The sequence below is a fragment of the Streptomyces sp. ALI-76-A genome, from assembly GCF_030287445.1.
Taxonomy (GTDB): domain Bacteria; phylum Actinomycetota; class Actinomycetes; order Streptomycetales; family Streptomycetaceae; genus Streptomyces.
The window spans coordinates 1-18,331 of record NZ_JASVWB010000001.1 but is presented as its reverse complement, the minus strand read 5'-3'; the positions used below and the strand labels follow the sequence as shown (position 1 = coordinate 18,331).

The 18,331-nt window shown below is 69.2% G+C and carries 20 protein-coding genes; 9 read left to right on the top strand and 11 right to left on the bottom strand.

Annotated elements, in window-relative coordinates:
- Positions 1-239: 239 nt before the first annotated feature.
- The 8 genes from QQS16_RS00105 to QQS16_RS00070 all read right to left on the bottom strand — a co-directional run bounded on the left by QQS16_RS00105 (position 240) and on the right by QQS16_RS00070 (position 6,476).
- A complete protein-coding gene (locus QQS16_RS00105) occupies positions 240-2,522 on the bottom strand; it encodes an AbiJ-related protein (RefSeq protein ID WP_286059373.1) in 2,283 nt (760 codons plus the stop codon).
- A gap of 158 nt (positions 2,523-2,680) precedes the next feature.
- Positions 2,681-3,079, bottom strand: a complete 399-nt coding sequence (locus tag QQS16_RS00100; protein ID WP_286059371.1) for a PIN domain-containing protein — start codon at positions 3,077-3,079, stop codon at positions 2,681-2,683.
- Positions 3,079-3,354: a hypothetical protein gene (locus QQS16_RS00095; RefSeq protein ID WP_286059369.1), complete on the bottom strand. Its 276-nt coding sequence runs from the start codon at positions 3,352-3,354 to the stop codon at positions 3,079-3,081. The genes QQS16_RS00100 and QQS16_RS00095 overlap by 1 nt, the downstream gene beginning before the upstream one ends.
- Positions 3,355-3,599: 245 nt before the next feature.
- Positions 3,600-3,965 carry a hypothetical protein gene (locus QQS16_RS00090; RefSeq protein WP_286059367.1) on the bottom strand — a complete coding sequence of 122 codons (366 nt, stop codon included), beginning with the start codon at positions 3,963-3,965 and terminating at the stop codon, positions 3,600-3,602.
- A 181-nt stretch (positions 3,966-4,146) separates the two neighbouring features.
- Complete coding sequence (locus QQS16_RS00085; protein WP_286059366.1) at positions 4,147-5,217, bottom strand: hypothetical protein; 1,071 nt, start codon at positions 5,215-5,217, stop codon at positions 4,147-4,149.
- Positions 5,218-5,568: 351 nt separating this feature from the next.
- Positions 5,569-5,967 (bottom strand): hypothetical protein, encoded by a 399-nt coding sequence (locus QQS16_RS00080; protein ID WP_286059364.1) that lies wholly within the window; start codon positions 5,965-5,967, stop codon positions 5,569-5,571.
- A 24-nt stretch (positions 5,968-5,991) separates the two neighbouring features.
- Positions 5,992-6,189: a hypothetical protein gene (locus QQS16_RS00075; RefSeq protein WP_286059362.1), complete on the bottom strand. Its 198-nt coding sequence runs from the start codon at positions 6,187-6,189 to the stop codon at positions 5,992-5,994.
- A 14-nt stretch (positions 6,190-6,203) separates the two neighbouring features.
- Positions 6,204-6,476 carry a hypothetical protein gene (locus QQS16_RS00070; RefSeq protein WP_286059361.1) on the bottom strand — a complete coding sequence of 91 codons (273 nt, stop codon included), beginning with the start codon at positions 6,474-6,476 and terminating at the stop codon, positions 6,204-6,206.
- Positions 6,477-6,722: 246 nt separating this feature from the next.
- Here QQS16_RS00070 and QQS16_RS00065 point away from each other — a divergent pair, with 246 nt between their 5' ends.
- Together QQS16_RS00065 and QQS16_RS00060 are read left to right on the top strand one after the other, a co-directional pair.
- Positions 6,723-7,220: a hypothetical protein gene (locus QQS16_RS00065; protein WP_286059360.1), complete on the top strand. Its 498-nt coding sequence runs from the start codon at positions 6,723-6,725 to the stop codon at positions 7,218-7,220.
- 311 nt (positions 7,221-7,531) lie between these two features.
- Positions 7,532-8,188 carry an HNH endonuclease family protein gene (locus QQS16_RS00060; RefSeq protein WP_286059358.1) on the top strand — a complete coding sequence of 219 codons (657 nt, stop codon included), beginning with the start codon at positions 7,532-7,534 and terminating at the stop codon, positions 8,186-8,188.
- 51 nt (positions 8,189-8,239) lie between these two features.
- Here QQS16_RS00060 and QQS16_RS00055 read toward each other — a convergent pair whose 3' ends face one another.
- Together QQS16_RS00055 and QQS16_RS00050 are read right to left on the bottom strand one after the other, a co-directional pair.
- Positions 8,240-8,455: a DUF6207 family protein gene (locus tag QQS16_RS00055; protein ID WP_286059356.1), complete on the bottom strand. Its 216-nt coding sequence runs from the start codon at positions 8,453-8,455 to the stop codon at positions 8,240-8,242.
- 141 nt (positions 8,456-8,596) lie between these two features.
- Positions 8,597-9,886 carry a competence protein CoiA gene (locus tag QQS16_RS00050; RefSeq protein WP_286059354.1) on the bottom strand — a complete coding sequence of 430 codons (1,290 nt, stop codon included), beginning with the start codon at positions 9,884-9,886 and terminating at the stop codon, positions 8,597-8,599.
- Between the two features lie 375 nt (positions 9,887-10,261).
- Between QQS16_RS00050 and QQS16_RS00045 the strand changes: the two genes are divergently transcribed.
- The 4 genes from QQS16_RS00045 (at position 10,262) to QQS16_RS00030 (ending at position 14,609) form a co-directional block, all read left to right on the top strand.
- Complete coding sequence (locus QQS16_RS00045; RefSeq protein WP_286059352.1) at positions 10,262-11,713, top strand: hypothetical protein; 1,452 nt, start codon at positions 10,262-10,264, stop codon at positions 11,711-11,713.
- Positions 11,714-12,028: 315 nt separating this feature from the next.
- Complete coding sequence (locus QQS16_RS00040) at positions 12,029-13,639, top strand: TnsB C-terminal domain-containing protein (protein WP_286059351.1); 1,611 nt, start codon at positions 12,029-12,031, stop codon at positions 13,637-13,639.
- Positions 13,636-13,890 (top strand): hypothetical protein, encoded by a 255-nt coding sequence (locus tag QQS16_RS00035; RefSeq protein WP_286059350.1) that lies wholly within the window; start codon positions 13,636-13,638, stop codon positions 13,888-13,890. Before QQS16_RS00040 ends, QQS16_RS00035 begins: the two co-directional genes overlap by 4 nt.
- Before the next feature lie 518 nt (positions 13,891-14,408).
- Positions 14,409-14,609 carry a hypothetical protein gene (locus tag QQS16_RS00030; protein WP_286059348.1) on the top strand — a complete coding sequence of 67 codons (201 nt, stop codon included), beginning with the start codon at positions 14,409-14,411 and terminating at the stop codon, positions 14,607-14,609.
- A gap of 20 nt (positions 14,610-14,629) precedes the next feature.
- On the opposite strand, the gene QQS16_RS00025 is transcribed toward QQS16_RS00030, so the two are convergent.
- Positions 14,630-15,928: a DEAD/DEAH box helicase family protein gene (locus QQS16_RS00025; RefSeq protein WP_502963736.1), complete on the bottom strand. Its 1,299-nt coding sequence runs from the start codon at positions 15,926-15,928 to the stop codon at positions 14,630-14,632.
- A 212-nt stretch (positions 15,929-16,140) separates the two neighbouring features.
- Here QQS16_RS00025 and QQS16_RS00020 point away from each other — a divergent pair, with 212 nt between their 5' ends.
- From QQS16_RS00020 to QQS16_RS00005, 3 genes are all read left to right on the top strand, one after another.
- On the top strand, positions 16,141-16,416 hold the full coding sequence (locus QQS16_RS00020; protein ID WP_286059346.1) for a zinc ribbon domain-containing protein: 276 nt from the start codon (positions 16,141-16,143) through the stop codon (positions 16,414-16,416).
- A 517-nt stretch (positions 16,417-16,933) separates the two neighbouring features.
- Positions 16,934-17,194 carry a DUF6199 family natural product biosynthesis protein gene (locus tag QQS16_RS00010; protein WP_286059344.1) on the top strand — a complete coding sequence of 87 codons (261 nt, stop codon included), beginning with the start codon at positions 16,934-16,936 and terminating at the stop codon, positions 17,192-17,194.
- Between the two features lie 348 nt (positions 17,195-17,542).
- Positions 17,543-17,956 (top strand): hypothetical protein, encoded by a 414-nt coding sequence (locus QQS16_RS00005; RefSeq protein WP_286059342.1) that lies wholly within the window; start codon positions 17,543-17,545, stop codon positions 17,954-17,956.
- The last annotated feature ends 375 nt before the right edge of the window (positions 17,957-18,331 follow it).

The following is an 18,331-nucleotide window of genomic DNA, read 5'->3' as shown; positions in this document are numbered from 1 at the left end:
GCGCCCATCCAGTCCCAGTGGCTTGACGCCCTTCACGACTGTACTGGCGAGCGGAGCCGGCCCGAGAGCAGCGCTGGCCATCACGCTGCCGTCCTCATGAAGGGGCTCAGCCCTCATTCCGTCCTCCTCAGGCGCGCCCCGCCTGACACCCCAGGTGTCCGCAACGGCACCGGAGGGGCGGCTGGACCTTGAGACCGGCCGCCGATCCCGCTCGACTCGGAAACATCTCACCGGCCGCTTCAGGTGGCCGCGCTGGTGCGTAATGCCTGGCGTATGCGGGGGTCGGCGGTGCGGTCGTCGGCGATGTGGCTGAAGTGCTGGGCGGATTCCGGGTGCTCACGCAGGACAGCGGCCATGACAGATGCGGCTTCGCTCTTCAGAGCCCGCAGCCAGGAAACGATCTTGTCCTGGGCGCTCCACTGGTCCCAGGCGCCGTCCCAGGTGCACATGGTGTGGGCGGCGTCCTCCAGCAGGTCCCAGTCGCGGTGGTCGGCGGCGTAGGAGCAGATGCCGTACAGCCAGATCACGACCCTCGCAGCTGCGCCGAACTGCACGATGTGGGTGTCGTCTCCGTCGACGTGCTCTGCCAGGGCGCGCAGTAGGTCGTGAGCTTGGGCGGGTTCTCGTGCGAGGGCCGGTCCCGCCTGCCGTGTGTCGAGGTGGGCGAGTACGCCGACGTGGAGTTCATAGTCCTCGGGGTGGTCGCCGACCAGGGTCAGCAGAGTGTCGACGGCGGCCGAGTCGCCGGTGCCGGCGGCTTGGAGCAGGGTCTGGGCGGCCGGGAGGGGGTCTTCGGGGATGACCGCATGCTCGCGCTCGATCAGGGCGAGGAGGTCGCTGACGGTCTGGGGGCGGCGTTGCGGATCCTGGTGGGTGGTGGCGCGGACGATGGTGCGCCACGGGCCAGGAGGGGGCATCAGCGGCAGGTTGGTCTCCGGCAGCTTGCCGGTGAGGGCCCAGGCGATGACTCTGCCGATGCTGTAGATGTCACTGGACGCCGTGGCCTCGTGCGGCGTTCCGGACAGTTCCGGTGCGGCGAAGCCCTCGGTGCCGATGTAGAGGCCGGTGCGCCCTACCTTGGTGGTCTGGCCGCGCGGCCGGCGGACGATGCCCCAGTCGGCGAGTGTCCAACGGCCGTTGAAATACAGGATGTTCGACGGTTTGATGTCGCGGTGCAGCCAGCCGTGCTCGTGCGCGGCGGCCAGCACCGATGCCAGAGCGTTGACCAGGGCGCGCAGCTCGGCCGGTTCCCGCAGCAGCTCGTGGCGTTGTGCGGCGGTCGCGTCCGCCCAGGGCATCACGAACCAGGTGTGGTCGGCGCCGAAGTCGAGAATCGGCATGGCGTGGGGAAGACCGTCCAGTAGCTGACCGATCTCGATCTCCCGCCGCATGCGCGCCACTTGGCGTTCGACCGGGTACTTGCTGTGCAGCTTCTTCAACGCGACGGTCGTGCCGAGGGTCTTGTGGGTCGCCTCGAACACGTCCGCCTGGCCTCCATCCGGGACCGGTTCACGCGTGCAGGCGTAGTCCTTGCGCTCGCCGCGAGCGGCGCGGCGGACCGCGGCGTAGGCGTCCTGGCCGGATGGTGCGGCCGGCGGGGCGGCTGCGGGAGCAGGGTGGGGGGTGCCGGGGCGTGCCGGTATCCGGCGGGCCTCGTACACCGGGTAGCCGCTGACCGTGCGAACCTCGGCGAGCTCGTAGCCGTCGGGTGCCAGACGATCATTGACCACAGCCCGCAGTCGTTGGACCTCGACGGGGTCCGTCCGCACGGCGGGGTGCAGCATTTCCGCGAGGAAGCGGAGCAGGACCTCGTCGGAGCCGTCGGCGAGCCCGAAGCGGTCGTCGCCGAAGACCCAGTCGTCTTCCCAGTCCTCGGGGTTGTTGTAGCGGTGCTGGACGATGTCGCGCTCGGCCGTGGTGAACCGCGGGTCATGGCTCTTCAGGCCGTCCAAGTCGTACAGCCTGCGCAGGAAGGTGACCTCGTCCAGGCTGCCCGACCAGCTCGCCCCCGTGCTGCGCAGCGCGTCGAACAAGTGCCGCCGGGTGACGTCGGTGATGGCCGCCGGCGGCCCTGCGGGTATGTCGCTGCCCCTGAAACGGCCGACGACGGTATCGACGGAAACGGACCGGAGCAGGGACGTGCCCATCACGCTCTCGGTGCGGGCACGGGAGAAGAGATCCAGATCGAAGGAGACATCGTTGAGAGCCCGCAGCACGGTGCGCTGCAGATCGGGACCCAGCTCACGCAGCCGTTCGTAGTAGGTGTCCCGCAGCCCGAGCGAGAAGAAGGCCCCGTCCAGGGTCTCGAAGTCCTCTGGCAGCGGCGTCCTGGCCGGCCCCGTCATGCCGAATCGGCCGATCTTGACCCCGCCGATCTCCCTGATCTCGCCGCCCGGACCGACGCAGAGCAGCAGGAAGGTCGTCTTGAAGCTGTAGTCATCCCAGTCGTTCCGAACCAGGAAGGCCTGCCCCGGCACGGGGGAGACGGGCCGCCCGCGGACGGGCAGGACGATGAACTGCACAGTTCCTCCGGAAAACACCTCAGCCTCGCGGCCGGGCACATCAGAACAAAAGACCCACCCGCCCTTGTGCGAGCGGTGCCGCTCCCGGCGAAACAGCACCAGGCCCATCGCGGGGGCAGGCGGGGGCGACCGTCTTCTGCCGCCGGGGCGGCGGACGGCTACTGGTCGGGGTGGACGGCTTGAACGCCGGTGCCCGCGTATGCCTTGGGGGTGAGGGTGAGCAGGTACCGTCCACTGGGGTGGGCGGGGGAGGGGCGGGCGGCGTGGATGGCGTGGACGGCGGCCCAGGAGTGCCCGAACCGCAGCAGTTCGGTGGCGGTGACCGCGGCGTCGGTGTCGAACGCCTCGATCCGGATGAACCGCAGCCCCTTGATGTAGCCGAGCAGGCCGGGCCGCTCGGCGTCACCGGCCGTCAGCGACAGCACCGGCGCATACAGATCACCGAGTCCGCCGGAGGCCTGCACGTAGAACGCGGCGACCGCCTCGTTGAACGGATCCTTCGGGTCGTACAACGCGGCGGCGGTCGTGTGGTCCAGGACGACCGCGATCGCCGCCACTACGCGGCCGTCTGCGAGCCGTGCCGCGCCCCGCCCAGGCGCTCCAGCAGCGCACGGGCCTTCGCTTCCGCCTCCGGACTCGGCGCGCCGCCGAGGGCGGAGGTGAGCTCGGCGCGGGCCAACTCGGCACGCTCGGCGTATTCGGCTTGCGTCGGCGTGCTCTGCGCCAGCTCCTCGACCAGGCTGCGGATGGTCGTGCCGTGCTCGGCCGCCAACCGCGCCAGCCGGTCCCGCGCGGCCGCGCTCACCTTGATGCTCGTCTCGTCTGCTGCCATGTTCCTCACTCTACCGCGCACCTCTACCGCAGGTAGAGGAAACGTGTCCGTACGGCAGCACGCTTTGGTAGCCCCGCCCACGCGCGGAAGACCGCCCTCGCAGGCGCCTCGTGTCCGGGCGGGGGCACGCCTTCCGTACACGGTTGGTACGCGAGACGTGCTTGAGCCGGAAGCCGGGCCACCGGCATCAGGCGGCGGTGGCCCGGCCGACTAAGTCGACAGCCGGGCCGACCTCCGGCAGCTGATCACGGAAGTGCGCGATCACCTCCAGTGGCCCGGTCGCGCTGCTCCTGCGGATTCAGGCCTTCTCTCTGCTGCCGTCGGCGCTTACGCAGTTCAGCCCGGCGCTCGCGATGTTTGGCCCGGCGCTCGAGGTAGCGGAAGTAGGCGAGCAGCAGGTCCCGCTTGTGCTCGGACTCATCGGGTACCACGATCTTGGCCAGGCCGAGAACGAGCGAGACCACGAGCGTGGCCAGCACGGTCAGAACCACGGCTTGCCAGGGGGCGTTGGCCATCGTCAGGGCCGTGACGACCGCGCTGCCGCTGACCACGCTTACGGCCGCCGGCCGGATCCCGCCGAAGCGGGACTGCTGCGAGACAGGCGCGCTCACCGGCCCCACCCCTCTGTATGGGCCTCGAGCAGCGACTCAAAGCGGCGTTCCTGGGACACCGCGCCCCGGCGGTGTCCCGCCACCGGACCGGCCGAGTCCACCGATACCGACGACAGCCCAACGTCGCGGCCGGACGTGCGGCCACCGGCCACCGCACCCTTTAGCCGCAGGAAGCCGGCGCTCACTCTCCGCCCTCCTCGTCCTCGTCGAGGAGGAAGGAGGTCCGGGACGGCCCGAAGCGCAGGAGGATCTCCTCGGCCTGCCTCAGCTGCTCGCGCAGCTCGTCGACGGTGTCGACGTGGCCGAACACCCCCGGACCGCGGCTCTTGTGCATGCGGGCGAGCGCTCGCGCGGCCTCGAGCGCGGAGACGACGCCGCTCGCGAGCAGTCGGCGCTGGCGCACGTCCTCCGCCTCAGTCTCAAGCGGCTCGCGGCTGTTTTTGGCGATGGTGGCCAGGGCCCTGGCCGGGTCGGCGGCGTAGACGAGGTCCCACTCGTAGTCGATGATGACCTGCTCGCCGGCCTTGTCGAGCACGCGCTCGCCGTCCCGAACGAGCTGCCCGTCGATCTCGCGGTCCTGGGTGTGGAACTGCTTGGGCAGGACAGCCGGGTCCGCGGCGACGTGGGCACGGGCGATGGAGTGCAGCATCCGCAGCCCGCCAGCGGTCTTCGACAGCACGTCGAGCAGGTTCACCGGCGTCGTCCGGAAAGGCGCACTGCCACTGCCGCGGTCGATGCCCTCCTTCGAGCCGCGGTCCCGGGTGATGTAGCCATCGAGGATCGCGGCGGTCCCGCCGAGCACGGTCAGCTCCGCCACCGCGCTAGCCTCGCCGGCCAGGGCACGGTCGAGGATGTCGTCGAGGACCTCGGACACCTCGCTGCCTCGGGTCAGGTTCCACGGCTGCTTCCACACGCGGTCGGTGATCGTGCCGCCATTGCCGAAGGCCCGCAGCGCCTGCTCGATGCCTTCCTGGCTGCGATAGGCAGACAGCGTCATCGGCGCCAGCCGCTCGCTGATGCGCTGCCGGTCGGCCTTGGCCATCCCGAACTCCTGCTTGACCAGCCGGTTCATGGCGTTCGCGCCCGGTCCGGACAGCAGCACCTGCTGATGGACCGCGGCCGCCCACAACCGGTGCGCGGGAACCCCGAGAAGGTCGTGCATCTCCTGGGCGCCGACGGTGCCCGACAGCACGCGGTACACCTCCGGGCTGATCCGCCCCTCACGCAGAGCGTGCCGGTAGACCCGCTGCATGCCTTGCGTGTACTGCGCTCCCCGGGTCCAAGGGGTGAAACATGCCAGTACCGTCTAGCCTGGAGCGGGTGCGCCGCTGGCAACCACTGCCAGCGGCCCACGCTTCTACGCCCAACTCCCCATCGCCTAGCGCGAAACGGGAAACCGTGTCCTAGGAAACGAACTACGTTGATCGACGGACGCAAGATGCCTGTCTTGATCGCAGGCCGCTCAAGACGGGGGCTCCCGGCGACAGCCGCCTCGGCTCTTCCGGCGGCCCCCACGGCTGCACCGCACAGGCTGAGCAATCCGGCCGAGCGGCCGCGTGTCTGAGAGCAGCGCGCCCCGGGCGGCCCGCCCCGCAGCCCGCCGTCACACCGGGTGCGCCTGGGGCCGGCGGTGGATCAGTTCCATGCCGAGAACGAGCAGAAGCTGGCGTCCGGCCTGGTCGAACTGCTCCTGGAGAGTGGGCTCGCGGAAGAGGTCGGCCAGGTATCCGGCCTCGGCCGCGAGGTCACCGCGCTCGGCGAGGTAGTCGGCCATGGAGGCACGGTGGACGGCCCGGGCCCGTTCCAGCAGCGGGGCGTCCACCTTCCCGTTCAGGGTGCGGCCCAGCGCAGCCGACAGGGCCTCGATGTGGGGTACGACGGCCTCGACGGTCATCGGTGTCTGCGCGGGGCCGAGCGCGCGGACGAGACCACTGGCGGCGAAGACGGTGTCCGGTTCCATCACGTCCCGCACGGTGTCCAGCAGCTCGGCTCGCCCGCGCACCGTCAGGGCCTTGCCGTTGCCTAGCTAGGTGATGATCCGCACGAACCGGGCCCGCGCGGTCGGCGTGGCCAGCTGATGTCCGACCTGTTCCAGCAGGCCGAGGGCGCCCTCGCGGGCCACCTCCTGGTTGCGCCTGCCGCGCCCGACCCACGTCGTCCACGCCCGCTGCGCCTGCCGGGTGGGTACGTAGCCGTCCCACCACAGCCACATGGCCAGCGGCACCTGCGCGAGCGAACTCAGGTGCTACTCCTGCTGCCGTTTGTCCAGCAGGAGTAGCAGCACCAGGTGTCGAGGTCGAAGCCCAGGGACACCCGGCCTCCAGGTATCAGGGCGAACTCCTGCCCGTCCCGCACGACCCGGACACGGTACAGCGGGGCGCCGAGGTATTCGGTGGCCTCGACGCGTGAGAGCCGGCCGCCCACGTGGTCAGCGACATTCTGGGCGGTCCGCCGGGCGGTGACCTCGTCGAAGGTCCGCCACAGGTCGAGAGTGAGATCAGCGAGCGACATGGCCGGCAGTGTGGCAGCGGCACTGACACAGCACCGAAAGACGAAGCCGCCAGGCACGGGCACCTCGAAAACGCGCTGCGCGCAGCACCGTCGCCCACCGCGCCCGCCTCCGGCGGAGCGAAGCCCTTCGTGCCGGGCGACCGAAGTCAGCGGCGGCCTCGACCCATGCCTGCCCTGGACGAAAGCCAGAAAGTTGGCCCCACTTGAGCCCCAGGTCATCCCCAGAACCCGGTCTAAACTGCGCCCATGACCGACGAGATGGTGACCATCGACGCCGAGGCCTTCCCCCTCACGGTCCGCGTGGGACCAGAGTTGATGCTGATGCAGCCCGTCGCCCGGGACGCCGTAGAAGGACTCGACGAGGCCTACACCGAAGCCTCCCTCGACCTCACCACCGGCATCCAGACCAGCGGGACCACCATCGACGCCCGGTGGAAAGTCACACCCGACCACAAGCACATCCTGCTCCTGCTGTACGGCCGCACTCCCGCACGCTTCGAACTGGCAGTCCGCTACACACCACAGACCAGCCACGAACGCCAGACCTTCGTAGACATCGCCGCCCACGCGGACACCGGCCGCGTCAGCCTGTGGATCTACCCCGACACGGAAGACACTGCCCGCGCCGCAGTCGCACTCCAGAAACAGGATCCCCTCTTCGCTCACCTGGGCATTGGCGTCGAAAGCGACCTCCATTGCCGCACCCTGCACCGGCTCAGCCGAACACCACGCTCCGCTACCTGACGGCCTGTTGATGGCGGGCTGGCGGCCACCGCCAATGCGTAAATAGTCCCAACCAAGCCCCCTCCTGGCCGGACTCACTGGCGGCCGTGGCCCGGAGCAGGGGAGTCGGCCAACACAGCGGTGTGCGCGGCGTAGTGGCCGCGCCCAGGTCGCGTCGCGCTCGCGGCACAGTCCTCGACCCCCTGTGCCGCTACGCAGGTCCTGTGCGGTGCAGACACCGCCCCCGCGCCGGTATGACCATTCCACTCACACGGGCGGCGCCCCAAGGAAAGTGCTGACTGCGCCCCGCCCTGTGTCGCTATCACAGGTGCATGGTCAAGTCCGTGCTGCGCGGCCTCGCCGCTGCTCTCGTCATCCTGTCCGCCACCGTCTCCTCACCCGCCCACGCTGCAGAGACGCTGCCCCTGACGGAAGCGGTCGACAGACTCTCTGTGGGTACGGAGTCGCGTGAGGGCTACACCCGTGAGAGCTTCCGCCACTGGAATGCCGGCGACACCCCGACCGACGGCTGCCACACCCGCGCCGAGGTCCTCATCCACGAAGCCGTCCAAGCACCGACCATCGGAGCGAACTGCCGCATCGAGGGCGGGAGCTGGTTCTCCTACTACGACGGCGTCACCGGGGAGTCGGCATCCGGCCTGGACATCGACCATATGGTGCCCCTCGCCGAAGCCTGGGACAGTGGAGCATCGGCCTGGAGCGCGCAGCGCCGCGAGGCCTACGCCAACGACCAGGGCCAGGAGGCATCGCTGGTCGCGGTCACCGCCCGTTCCAACCGCAGCAAAGCCGACCAGGACCCGGCCCAGTGGCTCCCGCCCGCGGCCGACGCCCACTGTCGCTACGCCGCTGAGTGGGTGGCCACCAAACTCCGCTGGAGCCTGACCGCGGACGAACTCGAGCTGGCGGCCCTGCACGAACTGGCCGGCAACTGCCCGGCGCAGCACGTCGAGTACGAGCCAGCCACGTAAGCAGCTGAACCGTCGAGACGCGGCGAAGGTCCCCGCAGCCGGCTTCGGGCCTTACAGCTGTGATCCGAGCTCCTGGCGGACATCGAGGTAGCAGCGCAGCCGTACACCCGGCTCGCCCGGCACTCGAATCGTGCGGTCGGCCGACGCGGTCGCCCAGCGCCCGGCAAACAGCGCCTGAACGGCGAACGCGGTCTGGTCGTCGCACGCTGCGACGTCGACGACGGCCAGGCCCGGCTGCGCCACGTGCGCTTCGCTGATCGGCTTCATGCCCGGCACGACGCGTCCGTGCGCCTGCAAGTTCCCGCGCCATGGCACGTTCACTCGACCGAGTAGCGCCATCACCGGCACCGGGCCCCCGACACCTCCTCTGCCGTCGATAGGCGCTCACCCGCCGGGACCTGATGCGTTTCACGTCAGCGTCGCGGTCCGGGGGCCGACCCGTTCGTAGGTGCACTGCTTGGTGGCCGGATCCAAGACGGCGACCTTCAGCGGGCTTTGGGCGGCTGCCTCGATACGCAACAGCCAGGCCCGGCCGGGGACCAGGATGGTCAGGTCCGCAGGCCACTCGGCGAGCGCTAAGGGGTCCGGGCACACCACACCGGCCAGCTGGAACCCGGCCCCCTTGCGCGGACGGCTGTAGAGGAGCAGCCCGTTGCCATGGGCGGGGCTCTGGTCGCCGCATGTGACGGCCTTGCCGGAGGCGGAGCAGACCAACTGCATGAACGCGGGCCACAGCCCGGCCTTGATGCCCGCGTGCTCGAAGAAGTCCGTCAGCCGCTCCTGCTCCGCCTGCTGCTCCTCATGCGCCTCTTCCTTGACGGCCAGCCGACGGTCCTCGGCAGCCAGTCTGCGCTGCTCGGCGGCCAGTCGGGCTCGCTCGGTGGCAGCGGCCTGCTGCTGTGCGGCCCGTCGGCGTTGCTCGGCCGCAGCCGCCTGTTGGACGGCTTCGGCATCGGCCTCCAGCCGGGCCCGGGCGATGGCCAGGTGGACGTAGGAGTGGGCGGTCCACCACACCGTGCCGTCCGGGCCGGTATGGGCATGGACCCGTCCCTGAAGAATCCACCGGACCGCCTCGTCCAGACAACAGCTGATGTGCGTCCACGCCGCCTTCGCCTTCACCGTGCGCGGCGCCGCCCAGGTGTAGCGCGCCATGCCATGGCGCACCGTCCACGCGTCCCCGCGGACCCTGGGGGGCGCTACCCGCAGGGAGGGCACGCCGCGCTCCCACGGCCGCCTCTCCATCGCCACCCAGCACACCGCCACACCGTCCGCCGCGTAGCGATCCGTCCGCATCCGCGCGTCCTGCGGCGTCATGGGCGAAAGCTGCGCCTCCAGCGCCATGAACGGCCGGTCCTGCCGGTCGAAGACCAGTACGTCGGCACGCCAGGTCCGGGCTTCGTTGCCGACTTCCAGCTCAGCTCTGAAGCCCGCCGCCCGGGCGGCGGTGGCCAGCTCCAGTTTCAGCAGGTGATGCTCCGGCGACTCGTTCGCCAGCGCGCAGTCGTGCGGCCGCACCTGGTGGTAGAAGTGCCTGGCGCGGTGGGGGGAGATGCGCGCGAACACCCTTCCCCGGCACTCCGGACACGCCAGCTCCAGCCCTTTCACGCGGTGGACGTCCGCCCAGGACCGGCCACAACCGAGATCGTCCAGCGACGCATCCAGCCGGCCCCACCCCGCATGCACGGCGGTGTACCCCATCAGCCCCCTCCCGTGTGGCCCGAGAAGGACAGCATCCCCTCGTGCCGGGACGGCGATGCACCGGATGACAACGTGCGGCTCCTGCCGGTCGTGCGCAGATGAGCCGGTCCGGCCGGCCCCTGACTGCCAAGCGGCGGCAGCATCGGCCGGACACAGGGCACGCCGCCGGGCAGTTCAGTCTCTCCCATGAGCCGACTCGGCCCGGCGGGGGTGTCCAGTGTCAGGGACATAGGACGTGGGTGCGGCCGTCGAGAGTGAGGCAGCCGAACGGGTGGGGAAGCCCAGCGGTCCAGATACCTGGCCCGGTCTCGTACCCCCAGAGCAGGGCTGTGTCCTCCTGGCAGCGGTGTCACACCGGCCCGCTACGGTTCGGCCATGGCCGCGCACACCTCGGGTCCCAACGGACTCGTCCCCGTACACATCGCTGTCCACGACCCCGCCCAGATGGAAGAGCTCGATCCGCAGGCCGCCGACCACGCGCGCAAGCTCTTCGCGGCTTCGTCCAAGTACGCGGACATCTCCTGGCATGAGTTGGGAGCTGCGCCGCGCTGGCTCGGTATGGACACCAGCACCTGTGCCGTGGCCATCAACCCGAGCCACTTCGCCAGCCGGGGCGCGGACGAGTTCGAGCGGTTCCTGTCCGGGGCCGCCTCGCGCGGCGAGCCCGCACTGATCATCGCGACGATGGGCACGGCGGACGATGACGATGACCGCGTGTGGTCGGTCTTCGGCCGGCCCGGCGGCCGCGTGGACTTCCGCCACTTCACCGGCGCGATCGTCGGCAAGCGGCTGCTCGCGGGGGCGGAGGTCTCCCTGGTTCCCGGTCTGGACGCGGCCGACCGCGACCTCGGACTGAGACTGCTCAACCGCCCTGCCGATGCCCCCTGGTGGGCGATGACCTTGCAGGCGAGCGCCTTGGAGGGCTCGCGCGGAACGACGGTTCACAAGCCCGAGGGCGAGCTGGTGCCGATCCTCGTCGATAGCCTGGGCGAGCCCGTCGTCGCACGCTGGACGTCCGGCGACGGCCAGCAGATCTGGTACGTGATCCCTGACGGCGTCGACTGGAACCAGGTGGTCGACTGGCTCGTCCAGCGCGCCCTTCCCGAGCACGTACCGGCCGCACTGCGCCGGGTCCGCTCACACCACCATGCCGACCCCGCCCTGGAAACCCCCGCGGAGACGCAAGCACGCAGCGCCCTTGAGGGGTTGGAGCGCCGCTACCTGGAGGACAAGGCCCGTCTGGAAGGCGAACTGGAGCGGGCACGGCAGGAGGCTGAACCCGTGCGGTCCGGTCTGCTGTACGGCAGCGGCAGCGAGCTGGAAGACGCGGTGGCCATGGTGCTGCGTGCCGCCGGCTTTGCCGTCACCGATCTGGACGAGGAATTGGGCGGCACCCTGTCGGCGGACCTGCTCGCCGTGCTGAATGGGTCCACCTGCCTGGTCGAGGTGAAGGCCGCCGCGGGGGCAGCGGGGGAGAAACTGATCTCGCAGCTTCAACGCCATCTGGAGAAATGGCCGCAGCTACGGCCCGGTCAGCCTGTCACCTGCGCTGCCTTGATCGTCAACCACCAGCGTCGCCTCGACCCCGCCGAGCGCCCTGCCGAGGTGTATCAGCGCAGGGTCGTCGACGCGCTCCCGTTTCCCGTGATCGCCTCCAGCGACCTGTTCCGCTGGTGGCGCACGCAGGACTGGCCGGCCGTGCAGGCCGCTGTGCTCGGCCGGGCCCGCCCAGGAGGAGAACAGGACGGGCCCCCTGCCGGAGGGCGCGAGACCCCGGCGGTCGGCCGCAGGCGGTGGCGTCCCTGGAACAATGGCGGAACCGCATAGTGCGATTTCTCGGTTTTGGGACAGTGGGTGAGTGACAGCGGGCCTGGGTGTGTTGCTGCTGGTCAGTGGTGGTTGAAGGGGGTTGGGGCCACTGTTCTGGACGCGAGATTTCCGTGGGGTGTCGCTGTTCCAGGGCGTTATTGCATGAGGGGTGACGCTGTCTCAGTTTCGTGAGTTCTGATCCGCTGGCCGATGGGTGTTGGTGTGCTCAGGGGTGTGGATCAGGGAGAGCAGGACCCGGCCCCGGAAGGGGTAGGTATTGACGCGAGTGGGGCTTTGCCGGCTGTGTCGGTTCGGGCGCTGCGGGGACCGGCGGTGCGCCGCCTGCTGGCCCTGCGCCGGGAGGGGAAACTCACCACAGGGCGGGTGAGGTCGGCGGCGGACGTGCTCGGGGTGCGGGAGCGTGCGGTGTGGCGGTGGCTGGCGGCCGCGGAGCGGGACGAGGCCGCGGCTCGGGCGCCGGGGGAGCGGGCTGCGTATCCCGGGCGGTTCACGGTTACTGATGAGGTCCGGGCTCTGCTGGGGCTGTGGAAGGGGAACGTCGCGGCGGTTCATCGTGAGCTGACTGCTCGCGCGGCCAGGGGCGAGGGGGATCCGCCTCCGTCGATTCCGACGCTGCACCGGGCGATCCGCCGTGATCTGACGCCGGGGGAGCGGGCCGGGCTTGCGGGTGGCGAGCGGGCGGCCCGCAAGCATGATGTGTTCCTGGCCCGGCCGCGGGGCTGGCGTAACAAGGTGTGGGAGACCGACCACATGCAGGCGCCGGTGCTGGTCGACGTCGACGGCAGGGCACGCAGGCCGTGGATCACCTGGTTCACCGACTGCGCCACCAACGCGATCACCGGCGTCGCGGTCACGCCGGTGCATCCGTCGCGGGAGTCGGTGCTGGCCGCGCTGCGCTCCGCGGTGCTGCGCGAGGACCCCTACGGCCCGTTCGGCGGCCTGCCGGAGAAGGTGCGTGTGGACCGTGGCAAGGACTTCCTGTCCAGGACGGTGACCGCTGCGTTTGATCTCCTGGACGTGACGGTGGAGGACCTGCCCGCCTACACCCCCCACCTCAAGGGCACCGTGGAGGGCCTGAACCGGGCGGTGGAGAGCATGTTCCTGGCCGCGCTGCCCGGCTACGCCCGCCAGCCGCGCCCCGGCAAACGGGCTTCCCGTCCCAAGGACGAGGTGCTGCTCAGTTTTGAGGACTTCACCGCCCGGCTGCTGGATTGGACGCTGTGGTGGAACACCGAGCACCGTCCCGCGCCGTTGCAGGGCCGGACTCCGCTTGAGGCGTGGCAGGAAGATCCCACCCCGCTGCGGGACGTGCCGGCCGCGGATCTGTGGACGTTCACCCTGGAAGACGCCGGCACCCGCACGCTGACCACCCGCGGCATCCGCTTCAAGAAACGCGACTACGTGGGTCCGTGGATGACCGGGCAGGCCGGGATCCAGGCCCGCATCCGCTTCATGCCCCACCACGACCACCGCATCGAGGTCTACCACGCGGCCACTGGCCGCTACCTGGGTCCTGCGGATCTGGCCGACCAGGCCACCGAAGAACAGCTCCGCGCCGTACGAAGAGCGCGGTCCGCCCGTGCCCGCCGTCTGAAAAAGGATCTCGAAGCTTCCCAGCGGGAGCGCTACGCCGCCGCCACCCAGGCCGAGCCCCCTCGGCGGCTCGGCGCACTGACCGGTGCGCAGGCCCACTCCGAGCTCGCCCGGAGTGCCGGCACCAGCCTGTCGCAGCTTGCGCTGCCGGACGTCATCCCACCCGCCGCGCCCCCGGCCGACTGGCGCACCCCTGCTTCCCTGGCCGCGCTGACCACGGCAGGCCCGCCCGTCCGGCACCCGTCCGGCCGTGATGGCGCTTGCGCCCCGGACGGCCGCGACGGGCGGGCCGCACCTCCCACCACCGACGAAGACGGAGACGCCTCGTGACCGCGGCCACCTACCAGTACGTCGACCTGCCCGACGCGTCCGTGGTCACCACCCGCGCCCTGCTCACCGCCCGGGAGAACATCACCGACACCGTCGCCGCCCGCGCCATGATGTGCATCCACGGCGGCGCCGGCTTCGGCAAGACCCTCGCCGTCAACACCTGCCTGCGCGCACTCGAACCCGGCGAGGACGTCCGCAAGATCACCTTCCGGGCCCGGCCCACCGCCCGCTGCGATCTCTCGGTTTGGTGACAGTGGTGTGAGAGACAGTGGGCTCCGTCGTGTTGATGCTGATCGGTGCCTGTTTTCAGGCGGGGAGTCACTGCCATGGGTGTGAGAGACCGCCGCGGAACCACTGTCACGGGCCGGTATCTGTGCAGGTGGTGCACTGACACGAAACCGATGGATCGCACTCAGTGCGCCGTAGGCGGCGCCTTCGGTGCAGTGGGGGGAGGCGCGGCAGGTTCGATCCTAAAGAGCGTGGGAAGGGCCCTATAGGGAAATAGTCAGGGTGTGAGCGTCCCGCCACTAGGGGGACACTCACACCCTCCCTGCATACGTTGGAGAGTTCATTGTCCAAGACTGTCGGCAAAAAGGACTCGCAAGTGTGGTGGGCGAGTGCAACCTTAGCCTTAGCTATAGGTCTCGTAGGTGCATCGATATTCTGGGAATATCCGCTCATTGTGCACGCAGTGATATGGGTTGTGATCCTCTGCTCTCTCACTCTTCTTTACAGGAATTTGAGAGCGCGTCGCGATGAATCTGCAACGATGACCGCGAAGCAGGCTCGCTTCTGGGCAATTACTCTTGCCGCCTGCTGGGCGCTCATCATCGTGCCCATTGCATACGTCACCCTCAAGGGGCGCAGTCATCCCGACTGGAACGATGCCGCCATCCTGGTGGCGATTGGCGCATCCGCCCTCGTGCTAGCAGTTATCCAGAATTCCATTGCCTTGCGTAGAGGTCGTTGACGCTCCGCCTGTGGCTGGGATCATGAAATCCGCTGCATCTGCATTATCGCGCTTGTCGTAGGGCGGCCTTCAGGATGCGATCTCTCGGTTTGGTGACACTGGTGTGAGAGACAGTGGGCTCCGTCGTGTTGATGCTGATCGGTGCCTGTTTTCAGGCGGGGAGTCACTGCCATGGGTGTGAGAGACCGCCGCGGAACCACTGTCACGGGCCGGTATCTGTGCAGGTGGTGCACTGACACGAAACCGATGGATCGCACCACGACGGTGCCGTCAGCAGCGATTCCCTTGGAGAACTCGTCGAGGACGCGGCGCCGGTGGAGGGGCTTGTGGTCGCCGCACAGCCAGTTGCCCCAGATCGTCTTCGGGTACAGCTCCGGGTCGGCGTCGTGCAGTCGCTTGGCGACGTGGGGGAGGCCGGCCGCGAACGCTTCGGCCTCCTTCACCATGTGGTGGAAGACGAGGGTGCGCCGGAAGCCCTCTTCCGCAGAGGCTTTCACCAGGGCGGTCTGGAGGGCGGCGAGCCGCGCCCCGCGTACCTGCTCGGAGCGGGCGTCCTCGCCCAGGAGTTGTGCGGCTTGGAGCTGGGTGTCGGTGATGTCCAGGCACACCACCTGGTAGGGAGCACAGATTCCCCTGTCGATGGCCGCCGAGAGCGTCAACGTGAACGCCCTGCTGCCGAACGGTGAGCTGGGGTCGTCATCCATCGACGCCACCAGTTCACCCGGCGCGCCCTGCTCGGAGTCCTCATCCAGCTGCCACAGCCGGGGAGTGGCGGTCATGTAGAGGCGGCGCAGGGCGGGGATGCGCGTGTTGTCGTGGACGACCGCCCACGGCCGGCCGATCCTGCCCGAAACCCTGTGCGCCTCGTCCACGACGATCAGCGACCACCCCGGAAGGCCGGCGGCGTGCGCGCGTTCCAGCGTGCCGAGCCCGAGCGAGGCGTACGTGGCGAACACGGTGACCTTGTCCAGGTGGCGAGTCCACTCCACCAGCTCGTCCGCGTCTGTGGTGTTGGGGAAGGACACCTCCTGACCGCGCAGGGACGAGACGCCGATCATCGGGCCTGTACGGCCTCCCTCGCGCCACGCGGCCTCGGTCTGGGCGAGCAGGTCCAGCGAAGGAACGAGGACCAGCACCCGGCCCGCACGGAGCTCCTCCGCGCTGCGGGTGGCGACGAGGGTCTTCCCGGTTCCGGTCGCCATGATCACCTGAGTCCGCAGCCCCCGCTCCGGCACAGTGGATCTTGCAGGCAATTCGAGTGCCCGGAGAACCGCTTCCACGGCTTCTCGCTGGTGAGGACGGAGTTCCTTCACAGCCATTCCGATCTACCCTTTTCTGCAAGGCCGGACGAAAAATTCCATCTGCCACAGGCGAGCAACGAGCATGAAGCCGCCATGCGATGGGCCACGGCGCCACCACGCCGACACCCCGTTCACGCCTCCGCTCCCGGACCCAGAAGACCACCTTGCAGCGGCACACAGACCCCAGAACCCGGGAGTCTTCTAAACCCAGAGTCTATCTCACGTCAAAAATGAAGCAGACCGCCGAGAGAGTCAACGCCGATGCCATGGGTACTCCACAACCATCACTGTCCACCCTGACCCGGAGAGCCATGACACACAAGACCGAAAACGACCAGGGAAACCGGTTCTGCAAGGCCTGCGGCACGCCGGCGGAAGACGGGAAACTATGCAATCGCTGCGGCGCCGTCCTGGACCTGCCTGACGATGCCGGGCTGATCGAGGACCAAGGCGCAGCGGTACGACGTGACTTCGAAGGCCGCACCGAGCAGCAAGAACAAAAGTGATCGAGACGGCTTGGGCGAACCCAATCCACTGAGGAACGCACACAGGGGTACACGGGCCGGCATGGCACCCAAGACTGATCACCTCATGTCCTTGCCGGCCGAGCGCCAGCTGCGCCAGGTCCGCGCCTTCTATGCGGCAGGAGTCTGTTGTGGGCGGCCGCGGCAATCTGGACGGGATGGGCGCATCCCGCAAGCCGGCAGATGTGGGTCTCCGTGCTTCTCACGGCGGTCTTCACCGGCCTGCTGCTCACGGCCTCCCTGTGGCTGCGACGCCTCCAGGCCGGCGCAGACAGGCTGGCGCATCACGCTGCACCGCGACAGACATTCGCCCGACGCCACGCGAATGCCTGAGCCCGACGGTCGCGGGCACGCTTCGTAGCCCGGCCCTGTCCGCGTCAGCGGGCCAATGCTTCTGGAGGCGCAGCCGGAAGGACCGCGGGATGGCGGAGAAGCGCAGCGAGTCCGCCGAGGGGGCGTTGTCCGTTATCTGAGGCGGTGTCAGGGCATTCGGAGATGCATGAATCGTGATGCGGTAATGCAGGCCGCCTCCGGCGGCGGCAGTCCAGTTTTCATCTCGATCTTGTGTGCCTTGCTGGTCATGGGGCTGGTTCAAGTCGTACGTCCGCAACTGCTGTGGAAGATGAATAGGAACCTGCAGCGGGGATGGGTGAAGGACCCGGACGCGACCGAGCCCACCAGTAAGGGATACGCCATGCAGCGAGTGACGGGGCTGCTCTTCCTGGCGGTCGCCACATGGATGCTGGTGCAGCAGATCTGACCGGAAGCCAGACGACCCGCAGGCCTGCACCGGGGGAGAGTAGGCCGCTTTGGCGGCAGAGTTGCGGGCAAGGCGACCAGGGATGGGAGGCGCATATGGAGCAACGCCCGGATTCTCGTGTTCCACCGTCATGGACGAGGCCAGGTAACCGGTGGGGACCGCGGTTGTACTGGCCGATGCTCTGCCTGAGTATCGGCCTGCTGGTGTGGCGGGTGATCGATGGTGACAGTGCGGTGCGCATCGTGGTGGCAGCCGGCCTGGTCCTCATGTGGATCTGCCTCATAGCCGCCAACCGGGCTGCACGGCGCAAGCAGGCCAGCCGAGTCTTGTACGGGAAGACGAGGGGGGATGGCGGTGGAAGCGGCGAAGTGGTCGGTGGATCGTGAGCGCTTGTCCCGGTGGGTTCCTGAGGGTGAGCGGATGACGGCCGGTTGTGCGGTGACGTACGGGCGCACGCTGTGGGGCCTGATCCCGCGGCGTGCCTCGCTTCTGTTGACCGACCGCCGGGTACGAGTACTACGCCACCGGGGCAATGACCTCCGGTACGCCATACGGGGTGTCTGGTTCGAGATGATGCGCGGCGAGGCCGTGGCGGTGTGCAGGAATCCGCGGGTGCGGGTGGAGTTCGACAAGGGGCAGGAGATCGAGCTGCGCCGGCACGGTGGTGGGGTGGAGCGTCTGCGGATAAGCCAGTGGGATGCGGTGCATGCCGAAGCCTTGTATGCGGCGTTCTCTGGCGAGGGCAGCGATCCGCAGTCCTGAACACCGCCGTGAGAGCCGGGCCGCTCACCGGGGGCTGCTTCGACTACTGCACCACCAGCCCCCTCTTTGCTGCTGCTCGGGCCGAAGGCCCGTTGACCGCCCCGCGCAGCGGGGCTGGCCTTGGTGGCGCGCAGCGCCACAGGGTGGCTGGAGCGCAGCGGAGGCCGCCTCGCGGGGCCGCAGGCCCCGTAGCTCCGGGAGCGCAGCGGACGGAGCATCACCGGCCTTGCGCAGCAAGGCCGGTGAGCGGGACGCGCAGCGTCCCGCAGGCGCTCCCGCGGAGCGGGAGCGCAACACCCGCGCGCAGCGCGGGTGTTCGCTTGCATATCGCGCAGCGATATGGTACCCGCTCCGCGGGAATAGATATACGTATAG

Excerpts from the sequence above, each read along its gene's own strand:
- QQS16_RS00095 (WP_286059369.1), bottom strand. The coding sequence starts at position 3,354 with ATGGCAGCAGACGAGACGAGCATCAAGGTGAGCGCGGCCGCGCGGGAC.
- QQS16_RS00085 (WP_286059366.1), bottom strand. The coding sequence starts at position 5,217 with ATGCAGCGGGTCTACCGGCACGCTCTGCGTGAGGGGCGGATCAGCCCG.
- QQS16_RS00070 (WP_286059361.1), bottom strand. The coding sequence starts at position 6,476 with ATGTCGCTCGCTGATCTCACTCTCGACCTGTGGCGGACCTTCGACGAG.
- QQS16_RS00065 (WP_286059360.1), top strand. The coding sequence starts at position 6,723 with ATGACCGACGAGATGGTGACCATCGACGCCGAGGCCTTCCCCCTCACG.
- QQS16_RS00060 (WP_286059358.1), top strand. The coding sequence starts at position 7,532 with ATGGTCAAGTCCGTGCTGCGCGGCCTCGCCGCTGCTCTCGTCATCCTG.
- QQS16_RS00055 (WP_286059356.1), bottom strand. The coding sequence starts at position 8,455 with ATGAAGCCGATCAGCGAAGCGCACGTGGCGCAGCCGGGCCTGGCCGTC.
- QQS16_RS00050 (WP_286059354.1), bottom strand. The coding sequence starts at position 9,886 with ATGGGGTACACCGCCGTGCATGCGGGGTGGGGCCGGCTGGATGCGTCG.
- QQS16_RS00045 (WP_286059352.1), top strand. The coding sequence starts at position 10,262 with ATGGCCGCGCACACCTCGGGTCCCAACGGACTCGTCCCCGTACACATC.
- QQS16_RS00030 (WP_286059348.1), top strand. The coding sequence starts at position 14,409 with ATGACCGCGAAGCAGGCTCGCTTCTGGGCAATTACTCTTGCCGCCTGC.
- QQS16_RS00025 (WP_502963736.1), bottom strand. The coding sequence starts at position 15,928 with ATGGCTGTGAAGGAACTCCGTCCTCACCAGCGAGAAGCCGTGGAAGCG.
- QQS16_RS00020 (WP_286059346.1), top strand. The coding sequence starts at position 16,141 with ATGAAGCAGACCGCCGAGAGAGTCAACGCCGATGCCATGGGTACTCCA.
- QQS16_RS00010 (WP_286059344.1), top strand. The coding sequence starts at position 16,934 with ATGAATCGTGATGCGGTAATGCAGGCCGCCTCCGGCGGCGGCAGTCCA.
- QQS16_RS00005 (WP_286059342.1), top strand. The coding sequence starts at position 17,543 with ATGGCGGTGGAAGCGGCGAAGTGGTCGGTGGATCGTGAGCGCTTGTCC.